This is a genomic window from Tropicimonas marinistellae (assembly GCF_001509585.1).
In the GTDB taxonomy this organism is placed as follows: Bacteria; Pseudomonadota; Alphaproteobacteria; order Rhodobacterales; family Rhodobacteraceae; genus Tropicimonas; species Tropicimonas marinistellae.
Genome location: NZ_LNCI01000015.1, coordinates 22,497 through 39,554, shown reverse-complemented (window position 1 = coordinate 39,554; position 17,058 = coordinate 22,497). Strand labels below are relative to the sequence as shown.

General features: G+C 61.0%; 13 protein-coding genes and 2 tRNA genes. 7 read left to right on the top strand and 8 right to left on the bottom strand.

Going from position 1 to position 17,058, the window contains the following annotated elements; all coding sequences use genetic code 11:
* Positions 1 to 107: 107 nt before the first annotated feature.
* Positions 108 to 398, bottom strand: a complete 291-nt coding sequence (locus ARC39_RS23340) for a 2TM domain-containing protein (protein WP_068118670.1) — start codon at positions 396 to 398, stop codon at positions 108 to 110.
* Positions 399 to 843: 445 nt separating this feature from the next.
* Here ARC39_RS23340 and ARC39_RS23330 point away from each other — a divergent pair, with 445 nt between their 5' ends.
* Positions 844 to 1,200 (top strand): hypothetical protein, encoded by a 357-nt coding sequence (locus tag ARC39_RS23330; RefSeq protein WP_068118666.1) that lies wholly within the window; start codon positions 844 to 846, stop codon positions 1,198 to 1,200.
* 161 nt (positions 1,201 to 1,361) lie between these two features.
* The gene (locus tag ARC39_RS23325; RefSeq protein WP_236545364.1) at positions 1,362 to 2,333 is read left to right on the top strand and encodes an NAD(P)-dependent alcohol dehydrogenase; all 972 of its coding nucleotides are present in this window, start codon (positions 1,362 to 1,364) and stop codon (positions 2,331 to 2,333) included.
* A gap of 75 nt (positions 2,334 to 2,408) precedes the next feature.
* On the opposite strand, the gene ARC39_RS23320 is transcribed toward ARC39_RS23325, so the two are convergent.
* The 3 genes from ARC39_RS23320 to ARC39_RS23310 all read right to left on the bottom strand — a co-directional run bounded on the left by ARC39_RS23320 (position 2,409) and on the right by ARC39_RS23310 (position 4,797).
* Entirely contained in the window at positions 2,409 to 3,362 is a 954-nt protein-coding gene (locus tag ARC39_RS23320; protein WP_068118663.1) for an NAD(P)-dependent alcohol dehydrogenase, read from the bottom strand.
* A 15-nt stretch (positions 3,363 to 3,377) separates the two neighbouring features.
* Entirely contained in the window at positions 3,378 to 4,214 is an 837-nt protein-coding gene (locus ARC39_RS23315; RefSeq protein WP_068118804.1) for a CPBP family intramembrane glutamic endopeptidase, read from the bottom strand.
* Between the two features lie 506 nt (positions 4,215 to 4,720).
* Positions 4,721 to 4,797 (bottom strand) — tRNA-Met (locus ARC39_RS23310).
* Positions 4,798 to 5,025: 228 nt separating this feature from the next.
* Here ARC39_RS23310 and ARC39_RS23305 point away from each other — a divergent pair.
* Together ARC39_RS23305 and ARC39_RS23300 are read left to right on the top strand one after the other, a co-directional pair.
* A complete protein-coding gene (locus tag ARC39_RS23305) occupies positions 5,026 to 6,702 on the top strand; it encodes an alpha/beta hydrolase (RefSeq protein WP_068118660.1) in 1,677 nt (558 codons plus the stop codon).
* A gap of 19 nt (positions 6,703 to 6,721) precedes the next feature.
* The gene (locus tag ARC39_RS23300; RefSeq protein WP_068118657.1) at positions 6,722 to 7,582 is read left to right on the top strand and encodes a dienelactone hydrolase family protein; all 861 of its coding nucleotides are present in this window, start codon (positions 6,722 to 6,724) and stop codon (positions 7,580 to 7,582) included.
* A gap of 13 nt (positions 7,583 to 7,595) precedes the next feature.
* Here the strand turns inward: ARC39_RS23300 and ARC39_RS23295 are convergent, their stop codons facing one another.
* On the bottom strand, positions 7,596 to 8,468 hold the full coding sequence (locus ARC39_RS23295) for a hypothetical protein (protein WP_068118655.1): 873 nt from the start codon (positions 8,466 to 8,468) through the stop codon (positions 7,596 to 7,598).
* A 123-nt stretch (positions 8,469 to 8,591) separates the two neighbouring features.
* Entirely contained in the window at positions 8,592 to 9,653 is a 1,062-nt protein-coding gene (gene ocd, locus ARC39_RS23290; protein ID WP_068118652.1) for an ornithine cyclodeaminase, read from the bottom strand.
* A 212-nt stretch (positions 9,654 to 9,865) separates the two neighbouring features.
* On the opposite strand from ocd, the gene ARC39_RS23285 reads away from it, so the two are divergent.
* Together ARC39_RS23285 and ARC39_RS23280 are read left to right on the top strand one after the other, a co-directional pair.
* Positions 9,866 to 9,941, top strand: a tRNA-Trp gene (locus ARC39_RS23285).
* Positions 9,942 to 10,134: 193 nt separating this feature from the next.
* The gene (locus ARC39_RS23280; protein ID WP_068118651.1) at positions 10,135 to 10,908 is read left to right on the top strand and encodes a DUF1365 domain-containing protein; all 774 of its coding nucleotides are present in this window, start codon (positions 10,135 to 10,137) and stop codon (positions 10,906 to 10,908) included.
* 1,066 nt (positions 10,909 to 11,974) lie between these two features.
* On the opposite strand, the gene ARC39_RS25460 is transcribed toward ARC39_RS23280, so the two are convergent.
* Positions 11,975 to 12,892 (bottom strand): fatty acid desaturase family protein, encoded by a 918-nt coding sequence (locus ARC39_RS25460; RefSeq protein WP_161471006.1) that lies wholly within the window; start codon positions 12,890 to 12,892, stop codon positions 11,975 to 11,977.
* A 246-nt stretch (positions 12,893 to 13,138) separates the two neighbouring features.
* Here ARC39_RS25460 and ARC39_RS23260 point away from each other — a divergent pair, with 246 nt between their 5' ends.
* Positions 13,139 to 14,056 (top strand): LysR family transcriptional regulator ArgP, encoded by a 918-nt coding sequence (locus ARC39_RS23260; RefSeq protein WP_068118647.1) that lies wholly within the window; start codon positions 13,139 to 13,141, stop codon positions 14,054 to 14,056.
* Between the two features lie 1,665 nt (positions 14,057 to 15,721).
* Here the strand turns inward: ARC39_RS23260 and otnK are convergent.
* Positions 15,722 to 16,987, bottom strand: coding sequence for a 3-oxo-tetronate kinase (gene otnK, locus ARC39_RS23250; RefSeq protein WP_068118645.1), 1,266 nt, complete (start codon positions 16,985 to 16,987; stop codon positions 15,722 to 15,724).
* Positions 16,988 to 17,058: the final 71 nt, after the last annotated feature.

The following is a 17,058-nucleotide window of genomic DNA, read 5'->3' as shown; positions in this document are numbered from 1 at the left end:
TTTGTCGAAATCGCCCTTGCGAACACCGACTGAGGATCTGCTGTCAAATTGCTATAACGCGCCCGGTTTTCCACACACGTCTCGGCCGTCGCGCCGGGGATCTCTTTCTACAAGGTGGCGTCTTCTTTATCGGCGCCAGAATGCCTCAACTCGCGCTCCGTCAGCATGTCGAGGATCGGGTTCCTGTCAGCCAACAGGAAAACGCGCGCACCATGCAGAGCGACTGCAAGCCCCCAGCCGATCAGCGGCCATATGAACCAAACACTGCCGGGCGACGTGAGCAAGTCGATGACCACCAGGAGCACCATGACCGAGACAAAGACCCCGACATGAACGAAAAAACCATACTTTGACTCGGCGCGCCTTCGGGCCTGTTCGTATTCCCCAGTCCGTGTCATCGCTGAACCCTCCAATTCATCGATCTGGTCGCCGGTGAATCTACCAGAAACCGCAGTCTTCGGTCTTGAGCCAGATCATTGGAAACCAGCAATGACCCGGCACTTCAGCGGGTGCGGCCAGTACTCGCTTCCCATGAAGAGTTGGACCTCGGGACACCAGCAAGCAGCTTTCGAACGGAGGCGCTCTGCCGTGAACGTCGACGGGGGCCACGCCTATGTGGCGAACTGCAGCTGTCCAACCAAGTACCCTTGGCTGGTCTTCATCGACCGTCCAGAAACCCATCGCGCTGACCTGGATCATAGCCTCCCATTCGATCTGGCGGCGTACGCCGTGGTTCGTCGGGACGCGATGCTTGAAGCCGTTCTTGCAATGCAGCAGGGCCTGTAATGATCTGTCATTCGTGGTCGGACAGGCCCGACGCGTTTCATGATGAGCGAGACATTTATGGCATATATCTACTGCGCAGTGATCGTCGGCGTAATCGGCTTTCAGGTTGCGCTGATCCTGGGCGCCCCCTGGGGCAGGGTGACGCAAGGCGGGCAGGTTGATGGCCCTCTGCCGGTATCGGGGCGCGTGTTTGCAGCCGTTTCGATCTTCATCCTGCTCGGCTTGGCCTTGGCGGTGCTGTCCGCAGATGGGAAATGGCCAAACTGGCCGTCTTGGACGGGATGGGTCGCACTTGCGATAAACATTGTGGTCATGGTGCTGAATTGGATCACACGCTCAGCGGCAGAGCGAAAACTCTGGGCGCCCATAACGACGGTCATGGTTTTGTTGGTGGTCGCGGTTGTGTGGCTCTGATCATTGGCGGTCTGATCGTGCGCAAGTGACGCTCGCGGTATGTCCGCCGGTCCGCAACCTACGCACCAGCCACTGGTCCGCGCTCCGGCACCCTGAACGCGATATCTGGAATTCGGAGATTGGGAATCCGCGTCTGCTTCCCGCTCTGATAGACTCGCTTCATGTCACATGAACCGACGATGAAAGCCATCGTGTTTCACCGCTACGGCCCACCTGACGTTCTCGCACTCCAGGACGTGCCGGTTCCGCGGCCGGTCGCCGGTGAAATCAGGATCCGGGTTCACGCATCGACGGTCAACCGGACGGACACGGCGACCTTGCGGGCGCATCCGTTCTTTGCCCGTGCAATGACGGGCCTTCTTCGGCCGAAAATGCAAACGTTGGGTATGGACTTCGCAGGTGTGGTGGATGAACTGGGCGACGGTGTGCTCGAGTTTCAACCCGGCGACAGGGTGTTCGGGCTTTCGCCAGACCGGTTCGGCGCACATGCCGAATACCTTTGTCTGCCGGCCAACGGGGCAATTGCCCGCATTCCGGAAGGCACCGACTTTGACGCAGCGGTGGTCTGCGAAGGGGCATGGTACGCCAACTCGACCACAGGTTTGCTCGAGGCGGGCGACACATGCCTGATCTACGGCGCATCCGGTGCGATCGGAACCGCCGCGGTCCAGCTCGCAAGGCAGCGGGGCGCGGTCGTGACAGCGGTCGTTGGGTCTAGGCATTTGGAGCTTGCCGCGACGCTTGGCGCAGACCGGATCGTGAATTACGAGGCGGAGGACTTCACTTCCATCGGCGAAACCTTCGATCTGGTCTTCGACGCCGTGGGAAAGACATCGTGGCGAGCCTGTCGTCCGCTGCTGAAAACGAGCGGGATCTACGCTGCGACCGATCTCGGCCCCTATTGGTCGAACATCCTTCTCAGCACCTGGTCCGGACTCTCCGGAAGCGGGCGTGTTCGAATACCGTTTCCCGACGACGCACCCGGTTTCGTGCGGCACCTCGCAGGACTCATGGCGGACCGGAAGTTCAGCGGAGTATTCGACCGCAGCTATCCGCTGGACGATATCGTCGCGGCATTCCGCTACGTCGAGACAGGCCAGAAGACCGGCATCGTCGTGATCAATATTCCGTAGCAAGGGAGCGCCGTCCCTGGGCACGCCGGAGCCTGCCGGCGATCAAGCCCGCGCGTCGCGAGCGCCTTCCCAGACTTACATCGTGATCACCACTTTGCCGCGCACATCGCCACTCCCCGTTCTCCGGAGAGCCTCTGGAACCGACGACAGCGGAAGCACAGAATCCAGATGGGGGCTGATCCGGCCTTCCAACGCCATGCGCGCAACGCGCTCGGTCAGATCCCGACCCGACGGAACCATCAGCATCCCAATGGAGTGCCGTCGAGACCGGACACGCCCGCCCACGACCAACGAGAGCAGGACGCCCACGTGTCCGCCCACGGCCCTGTAGGTTCCACCTTCGGCAAGGGCACGGGCAATCTCGCCCGGTCCACGCGTAGCGACCATGTCCAGAATGCGGTCCCATTTCTCTCCGCAGTCAGTGAAGTTCTGTTCGCGATAATCCATGACCTGATCGGCGCCCAGCGACTCAAGCCAGCCAATTTTCCGTTCATTGTCCACCGCAGTCACATGGCACCCGGCAGCCTTGGCCAGTTGCAGCGCCATCGTGCCGGAGCCACCGCCGGCCCCATTGATCAGGAATCTGTTTCCCGCTTCCAGATCTTCCGTTCCCGCCACCGCAATACCACCGGCCTGCGGCAGGCAGGCGGCGATTTCGTCACTGAGGCCCGGCGGCACAGCCACCGCTTCACTTGCCGGCACGCAGGCGTATTCGGCAAAACCACCGCGGGTCATGACGAAATCCCCCATGATCCGCTGGCCGACGTCGATATCGGAAACACCCGGGCCGATGCTGTCGACAACGCCGACGATATCCGAGCCAAGTACCGGGATCTTTGGCCGCATCATTCCCCCGACCATTCTGGCATAGAAGGGCGATCCGACCAGGTACTCCCAGTCCGACAGGTTCACCGCGCAGGCAGAGACCTTGACCCGTACCTGACCTTTCGCCGGGTCTGGGATGTCGATGTCAGATAGACGAAGCTCTTCCGGGCCTCCGTAGCGATCATAGACGACAGCCCGCATCATCTGCCTCCCTTTACCTCACTGACCCGGCACGTGCCCGGGGATGACCACGGTTACGGAATCGCTCCGCGAGAACATCGTTTCGCGCTTGTACCAGACAACGATCAAAGTCACGGCAAGCAGGATCCAGGTGTCCCAGGGCTGGGCGTCGGGCCAGAACGGGTTGATCAGTTGCCAGTGAAACAGCATTGGCAACAGCAAGCTGCCGCGCGCGCTGTTGAAGATCGGTGTGACCAGTATCGCCAGGGTCACGTTGCCGACGAAGAAGGGCAGGAAGTTCCAGTCGGTGTAGACGACTCCTGCAAGGTAAAAGGCCGGCAGGTGCCAGATCCCCCACATTGCGCCGATGATGGCCCCTGCCCAAAACGGCGCAAAACGGCGCTGCAGGATCGGTTGTGCGACCCCGCGCCAGCCGAATTCCTCGATGGGACCGAGAAAGAGCATCATCAACATGAGCGCGAGAACAGGGCGCGCGCCTTCCGGTGGAAGAGGCGCCAGGACCGGCCCGCCCTTGGCGAGCGATCCGGCAATGTAAACCAGCGGAATGCCGATCAGGATGAGCAGCCACCAAATGGCATCGCAACGCCACAGGAACAGCCGCGACAGGAACCTCCGAAGCCCCCGGATCCCGCCATGGGACAGCACCAGAACGAATGCGGCGATGGCCGGACCCCACGTGGCGACGAAATAGAGCGGATGCCCGCCGCTGATTGCGCCCAGCCTGGAAGCGGTCCAGACCGGGAACAGGATGTAGCTTCCGACCACGCCCCACGTGATTGCAAAGGTGAGCAGGGCGAAGAAAAACAGCGCGCGGGACGGCACAGTATAGGATGATATCTGCTTGTCGTGTGACATCGTCCGCTCCCCAGAGTAGTTGCGATCCCGGTTCCTCCGGTGGTATGTTGACCGCCGCAACCAATCCATGACCGGGATCAAACCGTCGGTGCGATCCGTCACATTATCCATGTCTCGGAATGCAGCGTTGGAATTCCTGCCCTCCAACGATCGGCTGCGTCGAGTAATCCCGGGTGCTTCCTTGAATTCGGAGACGAACGCCCGCGCCGGTCGGTGCACGCAGCGCCCGGCACAGCCATTCATGCAGGCGATCCAGGCTCCTCAAGGCCCACGTCGATTCGTGATGACAATACCTGGGAGAACGAAACGTCCAGCGTCGTACTTCCGCTGGATGAGGCCATAGAAGCCTAAGGCGACAGAGGCACGAGGCTCCGCCTGAACCCAAGATCCCATCGCCCCCAACCAGCGAACTCGTCAAACGTTGATGTGGCGTTGATGCAAAACGCGATATCAAAAACTTGATCGGCCGAAGCCGATTTCAAGTTTTTGATATCGTGTAGGAATTTTGGTTGCGGGGGTAGGATTTGAACCTACGACCTTCAGGTTATGAGCCTGACGAGCTACCGGGCTGCTCCACCCCGCGACAGGAGGTGCCTATCTAGGACTCGTTCCGATTGGCTGCAAGCGGAAAATCGCACCGAGGGTCAAAAAAGCGTCACATGCACCCACCGCATGAGCGTCGTGCAGCCGCGACGCGCTCCGCAACAGGCGCGACATTGCGCCATGCTGCCGCGATCCCGACGGGCCGTGCAAAACCTTGGGACGAAAGCAAGAGCGTGGTATCAGCCGGCAAGCCCAGGGAGTTGCGCGCATGAGTGATCGAGACGGCCTTCTGGCAGGTATCCGGGAATCCGAAGGCAGCTGGGGGCTGCGGGCCGTGGGTGTTCTTCTGGGCGCGGTGTTTTTCGGCGTATCCCTCACGCCATCGCTTATGCCACGCGATCCGACCATGCAGGGCGCGCTTGGCGGCGTGGTGGCCATTCTGGGATACTGGATCGCGATGTACGGGGTTTGGTTGTGGCGGTTCCTCGGGTTTCCGGTGCCGGCACAATCGCGACGGCGGACTCTGCGGTTGCTGGCCACCGCAATTGCACTGCTGATCTGCGTCGCGTTCCTTTGGCGCGCGACGGGATGGCAAAACGCGACCCGCGACGTCATGGGCCTCGATCCGGTGGACACCACCCACCCTTGGACTGTCGGAGGGATCGCGCTTGCCGTCTTCGTCGCGTTGCTGCTGCTGGGGCGGGCCTTCGGGTTCGTCCTGTGGCGACTTGATGCGCTTCTGGGGCGACTGGTTCCGCCGCGGGTCGGGGTCGTGCTGGGCTTCGGCCTGGTGCTTTGGCTTTTCTGGGCCGCGATCGACGGCGTTCTTGTCCGCCGGATCTTCGAGGCAGCCGATGCGTCCTTCGAAGCCGCGGACGTCCTGATCGAACCCGACATCCCGCAACCGAGCGATCCGCAGAAGACGGGAAGCCCCGATTCGCTGGTCAGGTGGCAGGAGATGGGCCGTTGGGGCCGATCATTCGTGGCCAACGCACCAACGGCGAGCGAGATTTTGGAGTTCGCCGGCGAGGAGGCACGGGACCCGGTACGGGTCTATGTCGGCCGACGGGCGGCCGACACACCGGACGAGCGGGCGAAGATTGCGCTCGACGAGTTGATCAGGGTCCGCGGATTCGAACGGTCCGCCATTGTCGTGGTTGTCCCGGTGGGCACCGGGTGGATGGATCCGGGCGGGCACGATACGCTCGATTTCATGCTTGGCGGCGATGTGGCGACCGTCGCGGTGCAGTATTCCTACCTCACAAGTGCCCTCTCACTTCTGGCGCACCCAGAGAATGGCATCGAGCAGGCACGCGCTTTGTTCGACACGATCTACACCTACTGGAGCGCCTTGCCGAAAGAAAACCGCCCGAAGCTCTACGTTCACGGCCTCAGCCAGGGGGCATTCAACTCCCAGTCGACGCTGCCGCTTCTGGACATTCTGGCGGACCCCATAGACGGCGCACTCTGGGCAGGTTCGCCGTTCCTGAGCCCGACCTGGCAACATATTCGCGACGATCGAAACCCGGAGAGCCCCGCCTGGCGCCCAAGGTTCGGCAACGGGTCGCTCGCCCGCGTCACAAATCAGGAGGACACGCTGGACGACGGGTTTTCCCCGTGGGGGCCGATCAGGCTCGTCTTTCTCCATTACGGGTCGGACGCGATCGTCTCGTTCACATTCGACTCCGCCTGGCGGCGCCCGGACTGGATGAAGGGGGAACGGCCATTCGATGTGTCCGAGGATTTCCGCTGGTTCCCCGTCGTCACCATGTTCCACCTCGCGCTCGACATGGCGATCTCACTCAAGGTGCCGCGCTACGGGCACTTCTACGTCGCGCCCGACTACATCGACGCCTGGGCCGAAGTGGTGCAGCCAGAGGGCTGGAACGACGATCGGGCGGCGGCGCTGAAGGCGATCTTCGAGCGCCGCCCGGCGCCTTGGTAGTGCGATGCGGAAGCGCGCCATGCTGAGCCTTGCCGTTGCTGCGGTTGCACTGATCGCGTTGTTTATCGGGTGCAATACCTATTTGCGCTATCAGGGATGGGCGGCGCGGAAAATGGAGCCGGACGCGCTCGCCCAGGTGTTGCTGCCAGACATGCGCGTGCGGATGCCCGACGGACCCGGCCCATTTCCGACGATCTTGCTGTTTTCAGGCTGCGACGGCCCGAAGGACAATATGAACCGTTGGGCCGACGCGTTCAACGCGGCCGGATGGGGCGCGATAATCGTCGACAGCCATACGCCGCGCGGCTACGGCGATGCACAGCTATGGCGGCTGATTTGTGCCGGGCAGATGCTGACCGGCGGCGAACGTGCCGGAGACGTTGCCGTTGCCATCGATATCGCGCGGGCACGACCGGAGGTGGATTCAGAGCATATCGTTCTGCTCGGCGCATCTCACGGTGGTTGGTCCATTCTCGACATGCTTTCGTTGCATGCCTCTGGGCGGCGGCCGTACAACCTGATCCGCTGGCCAGAGAGTATCGAACGCAGCGAATTCGCGGGTGTCGCGGGCATGATATTGCTCTACCCCTATTGCGGCACCGGCAGTCAGGTTGCCCGACACGGTTGGCGCGCCGATATCCCGGCGCTGTTCCTGCTGGTCGAGGGCGACACGATTGCAGACGAGGAACCCTGTGCCGACGTGGCCCGTGGGATGGCGCGCGAGGGCCGAGACGTCTCGGTGCTCACCCTGCAGGGTACGACACATGGTTTCGATCAGGCCGAAAAAGATCCCCTCAGCCTGCTGGAATTCTCTCCCGAGGCGACGCAACAGGCCGAAACGGCAGTCAGGGAATTCCTCGGGAGGATCGGCGCGTCCTGAGCGTTTCGCCCTGTCAGCGGCGCTGAAACTGGTGCGCGCGTCGAAGGCCCGGATTGTTCCGCAACCCGTCAATCGTCTCTTGCAGGCGGTCCGCGAGGCCCCACGGTGTATAGCGAAGCTTCGCAGCGGCCAGGAGACCCAGAAGGTCGGAATCGGAGAGGTCGTCTGACCGTGCCAACGCCAGCGAATCCGCTGGGGGCGATCCGTGACAGAGAAACACCATGGTGTCGCGCGGCACATGAACGAGCGGCGTGAAGTATTCCGACAAAAGCTCCATCTGGGCCGGCACCCAGGGCTGGCTCCAGTGAAGGAAGTCCTGCTGGACGACGAGCGAGCGGCCGGGAACCAGATGTGGCAGAAACGTCTCGCTCATGCGGTCCATCGTGCAAGCGGCCTTGGAGGCGTCCATCACAAGGATCTCGATTGGCCCCCCTGCCCAGCCGAGTTGATCGATCTCGCCGCGATGGAGGTCAATCCACTCGCTCCAAGGGGCCAACAGGTCCTTCGCAAGGGGGAGGATATCGGCGCCGTCGAATGGCGCGACACCCTGCCGATAGAGGACCGAGTGCTTGACGTCCTCGCCGGCCGTGAACCGGTCGAAGGCCGCGACCCGGCTGTCGAGCCCGGCGACTGCCAACCCCTGTGCCAGGCGGGCCGTGGAGCCGCCTGCAAAGCACCCGAGATCGACGATCGCCCCGGCGCCTTCCGCCCAGAACGCCGTGAGCCAGTAGTAGAGCTGCTGCTCCTGCCCGCTGAGCATCGTGGGCACCGTGCGTGCCTTGTCGAGCGCCCTGTCCAAAAGGTGCGTCCAAGGCCGCGAAAGCAGCGCTTCAGTGGCGCGGTCGGGCAGGTCCTGTGGCGGCATATTCGTGGCCGGGCTCAGCATGTGGGCTCGCATATCAAAGCGTCAGGCCAAGAACCACGGCCATTGTCGCGGCACCGAAAACGGGACCGGCCGCGTGGCGCGGGCGCGACGCTTCTGAGATGTCGCTGCAATACGCCGACGCGCTCAGGTCTTGGCACGCAGGAGCATCCCGAAGAGGTCGCGCGGATCGTCAGGGTCGGCGAGCAAGTCCAGGTTCTCGAAATAATCTGAGCCTTGGATCCTGTCATGTACGAAACGGAGCGCGCTGAAATCCTCGATCGCGAAGCCGACCGAGTCGAAAAGCGTAACCTGCCTGGCATCGCGGCGACCGGTGGCCTCACCGCGCATGACCTGCCACAACTCGGTTACGGGATGATCCTCGGGCAATTGCTGCAGCTCACCTTCGATTCTGGTCTGCGGCGTGTATTCCACGAAGATGTCGGAGCGCAGGAGAATGTCGCGGTGTAGTTCCGTTTTTCCCGGGCAGTCGCCGCCAATGGCGTTCAGGTGAACGCCCGTACCAACCATGTTGTCGGTCAAGATGGTCGCGTATTGCTTGTCGGCCGTACAGGTCGTGACAACCTGTGCGCCCTCAACGGCGACCTCCGCACTCTCGCAGGCGACGACCTCGAACCCTTGAGCGGTGAGGTTCCGCGCGGCCTTCCGCGTTGCCGCCGGGTCGATGTCAAAGAGCCGAAGCCTGTTGATGCCGCAAATTGCGCGGAAGGCCAGCGCCTGAAACTCGCATTGCGCGCCATTTCCGATCATCGCCATGACCTCCGACCCCTCGGGGCAGAGATAGCGGCCGACCAGCGCGGAAGTCGCGGCGGTGCGCAGGGCCGTTAGTACGGTCATCTCGGTCAACAATATCGGATAGCCATTCGCAACGGACGAGAGAACACCGAAGGCGGTTACTGTCTGGTACCCCTCGCGCATATTCTTCGGGTGCCCGTTCACGTACTTGAACCCGTAATTCTCCGCGTCCGCAGTTGGCATCAGCTCGATAACGCCTTCCGGCGAGTGAGACGCCACACGCGGGGTCTTGTCGAACTCCTGCCAGCGCTTGAAGTCGGCTTCGATATAGCCAGCAAGATCGGCCATGAAGACCTCCGGCCCGCTGGCATTGACGAGCCGCATCATGTCATGGACGGACACGAAGGGAACGAAGGCGAGTTCCGAAGGAAATGAGCTGACCGATTGCGACATCTGTTTTTGCCCTGCTGCTTTCGTCCTGCCGCTGGCACGTGCGGATCAGGTGGGCTCCGCCGCGGTATGCGCCGCGTTGTCCGGCGTGGTCAGTTGAACCACGCAGCGCGGATATCGGCAAGTCCTGCGCGCGGTCGTGTTCTGACCGGGTCCATCGGAACATGATAACGGCTTGACGCTCTCGGCGGGAGTACCTAAGAAACGCCAGCCTTAGGGGTATAGCTCAGCTGGTAGAGCGACGGTCTCCAAAACCGTAGGTCGCGGGTTCGAACCCTGCTGCCCCTGCCAATCCCCTTCCGTGGCGCTCCCGCAGACAAGGGACATTCCCCGCAGAGCTCAGCATATCGGAACTGGGTATTGGGCATGCCTGCGCCATTTCCTATGTCCATCGTTACCAATGTGAGGCGGGACACATCGTTAAATGGACCGCTCACATCTCAGGAAGACCGATCCGGTCAGGCACCACGAGCGTAGAAGGAACATGATCGACCATATCGCCGGACACACGTTTCACGCCCGACGTGGACAACTGAAAAACGCGTTTCGATACGGCGTGGATTTCGTGCTTGTGGAGTTTCCGTTCGATGGGGCGCCTCAACTCCTCTCGGCGAACCGCTTCAACCTGTGGCATTTGAACGATCGCGATCACGGCGGCGCTCGCGGCGCCGGGCGCGGCGTGGCATGGTTTCGCGATATTCTCGCGGCGCGCGGCTTCCCGATGAAAGGCACCACGCTCGCATTGCTCACCCAGCCGCGTTTCCTTTGGTTCAAGTTCAACCCGGTGAGTTTTTGGATCGCGCTGCGCGACGGAAAACCCTGTGCCTTCGTGGCCGAGGTCAACAGCACGTTCGGCCAGCGGCACTGCTACTTCTGTGCCCATGACGACTTTCGCCCCATCCGGCGAACGGATCGCCTGACGGCGCGGAAAGTGATGCATGTCTCCCCGTTCCAGCAGATTGCGGGAGACTATCAGTTCAACTTCGGCCTGACCGACACGGCGGTCGATATCCGCATTGCATATGTGCACGGCGGCGAAGGCGTGATTGCCACCCTGACCGGACCTCGGCGACCGGCCACGAACGCCTCTCTGGCCCGCGCCGCACTTCGTCGGCCTCTCGGCGCCGCCCGCGTTTTGGCGCTGATCCACTGGCAGGCGCTGATCCTCTACATCAAGCGCGCGCCTTTCCTGAAACGCCAGCCGCCGCCCGAGGCGCTTGTCTCGAACGGGCATCCTGCGACGGACTCACAGGCGTAGACCAGCCAATCGCAATGGCGCCCCGGCCAGTCGGACAAGCACGGACCTGGGGCACTGGCTGGCGCCCGCCCACGTATCATCGCCCAACGTTGCCTCCCGGCCCGCGAGAGCGTGCTGCCATGCGTTCAAGCGCAGGTCTGCGCCCGGGCGCGCTTGGCAGCGAAGCCGGAGCGTGTTTTCGGAACCTGTGCGGACGCCGCCAAGCGGATGATCGAACTGGCCAGCAGAACCGCGGCGGTGGACACCGTGGCAGAGAAGAAGAGAAGGCGGTTCCGCCATTGGCGAGATCGTCTGATGATCACCTTGGTAGCGCCATCAACAAACTGTTTCAGAAGCATGGGTAGATTCTCATAATTAAAAAATCTAATGTTGGATTAGTTGTTCTGAAGTTCTTTAGAATCAGCGGTGCGATGGAGAGTAAAACTGTTCTACGGATTGCATAGTTGAAAGGCGTTTGGCGGACGAAGGTTGGACGCGATGGGTGTGTTTGGAAAGTAGAATGGGGGTCGCATTAAGCGACCCCCATTCGGAACCTTGGTAGTGTGATCCCTCAGCGCGATTGCTTTGGCGTCCAGGGTCCCCGTTTAGGCGTTGGTGTTGAGTGTGTGTGTCTAGTGTGTGGGTGTTATATTAATTCCACTGAACTAGGGCGATGAAGTGTCATTCTTGGCACCGAAATGTGGCGATTGGTTTACGCTACGGAATTAATTGTTTCCCGCCAATACGGATGAACGCCGCGGTCCTTCAACAACGAAGATGTCCAAAATTGGCGATGCCCGTGCGTTCCACGGCCCAAATAACACGTTTGGTACAGCCGGATACGCGCTTGGAACACGCCACATCCGGAAGGTTCCTGTCGCTCACCGCGTCATCGCGTTCCCCGCAATCACCGCGATTCTCCAGCACCGCTTCGGCAAGGCCAGGAAGCATGAATGCTTGATCGGAACCGGCCAGCGCTGACAACTGGCATCCGGCTCATAAGCCAACTCATCCGATTATAAGACGCACGCGCGGCGACCGTCGGTACGTTCCGAAATGGTCGCCGCGCACATGGAAATCCGCGATCTCAATTCTCGGCTTGCATGCCCACCCGGTTCCGATTCCCGCCCGAGAAAAGCTCCGGAAGGGCGAAATGCGCAGGGCGCGCGGCCGTCGGCTGGTTGCGATACGCCGGTTCCTCGCAGAGTTCATCGTGCACTGATTTCAAGTGGCTGGCTGGAACCTGCGGAAAGAGGTGATGCACCAGATGGTAGCAATCGTAGCGGGGGAAGAACAGAAGCCGGATAGGCGTGGGCGCGAGAATGTTCCGCGATGCCGTCAGTTCATCATCCGATCCCACCAACCCGGCGTGGTCCAGGCAATCGGTCCAGAAGTTGAGCGTCGGGAAGACGTAGAACAGCGGTATCACGACGAAAAATAGCGAAGTCAGAGGAGCAACGATCGAGAAGGCCATTATCGCCAGGAGCAACCCGATCTTCAGCGCGAAGAAGAACTTCCCATCATCGCCGGACATGTTGATTCCGGAGTACATCCTGAGGTGCTGCCCGAGCAGCGGCGCCAATGCGAGTTTCAACGTCTTCATGGGCGTCAGCGGTTCATGCAGGCGGAATTTCTCAATCGCGGCGAACTCGTGATCGTGTTCGTAATCCCCCAGATGGGCGTGATGCGAGAGATGGTCATCTTTATATTGACGGAAGCAGCCGGTTAAGATTGCCGAGCACAGTTTTCCAAGAACTACGTTATCCGCTTTATGCGCCGAAAACGTGGAATGGCTGCACTCGTGCACGATATTGTTCAATCCACGTAGCCGCGTTCCAATAAAGAACGCGAGCGAAACCATGGCTAATACCGTTAACCAACTCGTCGGCAGCGACAGCAGATGGTGGCCGAGCGCAATTCCGGCAACAATCAACGCGACGTACCATCCAACCACGCCCCAGGCCTTTAACCGACTGTACCGCGACAGGCCGACAAATCGACGCATGAACTTCTCACGAACGCTCTGACCTGACATGACCCACCCCCAGCTAATTGATCGCCTATCGTTTGTAGCGCATTGCGAAACAATGAAAAGTTATTTTATGTACCGTGGCTTAAGTGAGACACCTCACATATTAGGTTTTCTAATCCAGCCAGGTGCTGTCCCGGCTGGCACGAAAGTTTCCGCTTGAACTCGCTGAAATTGGGCTTAAAATCCATTAGGAAAACTAATATAAAAAGCATCAATCACATGGACTATGACTACGACGCACTCGTCGCACTGGCAGCAGTTGTGCGCGAAGGGCGATTCGATGCTGCAGCAAAATCCCTCAACGTGACCCAGTCAGCGGTCAGTCAGAGAATCAAGCATCTCGAGGAAAGCGTGGGCTCCGTGCTCGTCGTTCGGGGGCGGCCTTGCGTACCCACGGAGGCTGGCCTTCAGTTCTGCAGACATGTGGAACAGGTGTCGCTCCTCCAGCACGAACTGAGTGAACGTATCAATGCAATGTCGGGCGGCAGCGACTCCTCGGAGGCCACGATCCGCATATCGGTGAACAACGACAGTCTGGCGACCTGGTTTCCAAGCGTCATCAAGCGCGCCGCCGGCGAGTTGAAAGTCAGGTTCGATATTCTCCCTGCCGATCAGGAAGATACGGAGCAGAACCTCGTGTCTGGCGAAGCCCTGGCCGTCGTCACCGCGAACGACCAGCCGGTACAGGGGTGCCGGCGGATCTCGCTCGGCTCCATGGACTACTTCGCGGTTTCCTCGCCGGAGTTCTACAACGCACACTTCGTGGAGGGCGTCACGCTCGCCGCTCTCGCGAAGGCGCCCTGCTTGGCGTTCGACCGGAGCGACACCATTCAGGACCAGTGGATGAACCTCTGCTTCGGAGAGGCCGCCAAGTCGCCGACACACTTGGTCCCGTCCTACGAAGGATACGTGGCTTGCTGCCTGAACGGCACGGCCTGGGGGCTCGTTCCCGGCATGGCCGGCCTGCCCCTCATCGAGAACGGCCAGTTAATCGAACTTATACCGGATCGTCCCGTGAAGGTCGCGCTTCACTGGAAAACCAGTACGCAGTCGAGCGAGGTCCTTCGGCGGTTGGGGGATATCGTGTCCGAGGAGGCCATGCGGCAGCTCCAGCCAGACGACTTCCGGCTCTTCTAGTTCCCCGAAGGCACGTCCGGCCCGGTCTTTCCTGCCCGCAGCCATCCTCGAATTGGTGCGCTCAAGGGCTGCGCACCAGCCGTTTCGCAACGCGGTCCCGTCGCAAATGAATGGGCTCGTTCGCGTTAATCCGTTGAGCCTCGGCACGTAAAAGCCTCAGAACAGATTGTTTCGAAATCCACGGTGGACGCCGCGCATTACAGAATCTAATGTCGCATTAGTGAGTGTTATGTGTGTAATCGAGTTGCCCTCGGGTGAGGCGTGGGTTTTTCGGTTGAGGCGTGAGTTTTTTACGAGTGGTACGTGTTGTGAGTAAGTGGAACAAAGTTCTCGGCAAGATGCCGGCAATCGTCAGTGAACGTGGGCTTCCGAATGCGCTGTGTGGTCGCGTTCGGGACAGTGTGGGTTCGATCTTGTATAATCGGTTTTCGGCGCGCGAGTGCGAATACGAGCTGATTCCAGTCCCATCGTTCGAGCCGGTCGCGTCGAGATGTCGTGCCAGAAAGCTGGAAATCCAGGCGCGTTCCCAGGACATCTGGCTTTAGCCGCCGCGTCTGACCGGCGTTTGACCTTTGTCCCAAACTGCGCTGCGTGTCCGGAATGGCCATTGTGTTGCGGTGGCCAGCGATGTTGAGGTGATCGGGGCGTCCCGGCCGCTACATGCATCCATGCTTTTGGGCTCCCGGCAAGCGGCGGACCAAAACCCGGTGGGAACAGAAATCGGGGGGCTGCGCTTGGTGGCGCAGCCCCCCTTTCCTTTGATCATCGACAAGCAGATTGAAATTCAGCCACCCGGATCTCACCAGATCCGTTCCAAAAAAGTCATACCCTGCAATATCGATTGCCCATTCCGTCAGGGCATGGAAAGCATCGCTCCGTTTTAGCCCCTACGCCCCGAACCCGCCGGATGCCGTCGGTCGGTTGTCGGCATCGCGGCCACTGGGGCGAGGAGGACGGCTCGGCCAACATGCATGCCGGATAGTACCAGTAACACGGAACACAGGATTGCAAACGCCAGACATGTCATCATTTGGGCTCACCGATCTCTTGAAACTCAACCAAATCGAAGTCCGGACCCGCCATTAAGCGGACCCGGACTCACTCGCAAAATCGTCACTCGGTACACACACACAACAAAACACACACACTCGTTAATCTCACGTTCACATTAGTTATACTGATACTGCGTTAATTAATCTAATTCTAGGTTAATATGTGGAATCTTTTGGTCGGATTGGCCCGCGTTGCCGCAACATAATCGACAACTTCGCGCCATCGTTTCGTATCTGTGGCGATACCGACGGCTCGCGGCACCGCAATACCCCTTCCGGTTCGATTGAATCGGGGACTCACCCATTCAGTCGAACCGCGGTCAGCCGTGCATTGGGCGTCGAACCGGATGTGTCAGACGAGGCATTCATCCACATGCACAAATCGCAAATGCGGCCATTTGCGAGGTCGCCGCAGCAACCGGCACGCTGCCGCCCGTCGCCATCACGGACGCGGTATCCACCGTGACGCTCTCCAAGAAGGTCGGCGCACCGGTTCCAACCGGCGCCTGGCCCTACGAGGGCTTCGACCAACAGACAAACGCAATCGACCACGCTTCCGGTGCTCGCGCGTTCCTAGTAGGTCAAAATAACCGATGGCGGGATATCGTCGTTCTCACGACACCATGGCGAAGGCCCGTTCGAAGAAATCCCGCGTTCCGAAATTCCCGGACTTCAGAGCAAGCGCCAACCTGCGACCACCGAGCGCTTCCGTCCAGGGGACGCCCGGCGCGATTTCCGGCCCGATCCGCAGGGCGGACACGCCAAGCGCGGACACGACGGCACCGGAGGTCTCGCCTCCCGCGACAACAAGCCGGGTATAGCCCGCGGCGTGCAGCTTCACGGCAATGGCACCGAGGGTGCTCTCGACCATCTCGCTGGCGCGCTCCGTTCCATAGCGTTCCTGTGTTCGCCGCACGTCGTCCGGATCCGCCGACCCATAGATCACGACCGGAGAATCCTCCGGTTGCGCCAGGGCCCACGAGACCGCCTCACCCGCCACATCCAGGCCCTCCGCGATACGATCCACATCCAGTTTGCGGGTTGGCCAGATCTCCCGTGCACGCGCGATCTGGCCGCGCGTCGCCTCGGAACAACTGCCGGCGAGCACCAAGGACCGGCCCTCCACGGGCGCAACCTGCGGCGGCTGCGACGTCTCCAGCTTGCCTGCCGCCCGCAGATTGTCCGGCAGCCCCATTGCGATCCCCGACCCACCGGTGATCAGCACATGACCGTCGGCCGCGTGTCCCACGTGGCGCAGGTGCGCATCGGTGAGCGCATCGGCAACGGCATAGGTGACGCCCTCCTTGCGCAGCACGTCGATCCGGGCCGAGACAGCGGTTGGCCCAGCCATCACGTCGTTCAATGGAATCAACCCGACACGCCCCGCGGCCTGCTGCGCCATCAAACGGATCAGGCTGGAGTCCCGCATTGGCGTGAGCGGATGGTCCCTCATCGAGCTTTCGGACAACAGCGTGTCCCCGACGAACAGATGACCTTGGTAGATCGTGCGCCCATTCGCCGGAAAAGCGGGGCAGACAAGCGCGAAGTCGGCACCGAGCCGGCGCCGCAGCGCATCCGCCACCGGGCCAATGTTCCCGTCCGGCGTGGAATCGAAGGTCGAGCAATACTTGAACAGGAACTGCGCCGCCCCCAGCTCGCGCAACCAATCGAGTGCCGCGAGCGATTGCTTCACCGCCTGTTGAACCGGCGCCGTGCGGGATTTGAGTGCAACCACGACTGCCTGGGCATCGCCGATCTCCGTCGCAGTGTCAGGAACGCCGATCACCTGAACGGCCCGCATCCCCTCCTTCACCAGCGTGTTGGCAAGATCGGTCGCGCCGGTGAAATCGTCGGCAATCGCCCCCAGAACCAAAGTCATGAGCCACTTCCCAGTTGAGTGAAGACCGCCGGGGCAAACGTCACACGCCCACGACGATCCATGCGCCTCGC

Bases quoted from the DNA above. Each gene is read 5' to 3' on its own strand.
- ARC39_RS23300 (WP_068118657.1), top strand. From the start codon at position 6,722: ATGCTGAGCCTTGCCGTTGCTGCGGTTGCACTGATCGCGTTGTTTATC.
- ARC39_RS23325 (WP_236545364.1), top strand. From the start codon at position 1,362: ATGTCACATGAACCGACGATGAAAGCCATCGTGTTTCACCGCTACGGC.
- ARC39_RS23305 (WP_068118660.1), top strand. From the start codon at position 5,026: ATGAGTGATCGAGACGGCCTTCTGGCAGGTATCCGGGAATCCGAAGGC.
- ocd (WP_068118652.1), bottom strand. From the start codon at position 9,653: ATGTCGCAATCGGTCAGCTCATTTCCTTCGGAACTCGCCTTCGTTCCC.
- ARC39_RS23315 (WP_068118804.1), bottom strand. From the start codon at position 4,214: ATGTCACACGACAAGCAGATATCATCCTATACTGTGCCGTCCCGCGCG.
- ARC39_RS23260 (WP_068118647.1), top strand. From the start codon at position 13,139: ATGGACTATGACTACGACGCACTCGTCGCACTGGCAGCAGTTGTGCGC.
- ARC39_RS23330 (WP_068118666.1), top strand. From the start codon at position 844: ATGGCATATATCTACTGCGCAGTGATCGTCGGCGTAATCGGCTTTCAG.
- otnK (WP_068118645.1), bottom strand. From the start codon at position 16,987: ATGACTTTGGTTCTGGGGGCGATTGCCGACGATTTCACCGGCGCGACC.
- ARC39_RS23340 (WP_068118670.1), bottom strand. From the start codon at position 398: ATGACACGGACTGGGGAATACGAACAGGCCCGAAGGCGCGCCGAGTCA.
- ARC39_RS23280 (WP_068118651.1), top strand. From the start codon at position 10,135: ATGATCGACCATATCGCCGGACACACGTTTCACGCCCGACGTGGACAA.
- ARC39_RS23295 (WP_068118655.1), bottom strand. From the start codon at position 8,468: ATGCTGAGCCCGGCCACGAATATGCCGCCACAGGACCTGCCCGACCGC.
- ARC39_RS25460 (WP_161471006.1), bottom strand. From the start codon at position 12,892: ATGCGTCGATTTGTCGGCCTGTCGCGGTACAGTCGGTTAAAGGCCTGG.
- ARC39_RS23320 (WP_068118663.1), bottom strand. From the start codon at position 3,362: ATGATGCGGGCTGTCGTCTATGATCGCTACGGAGGCCCGGAAGAGCTT.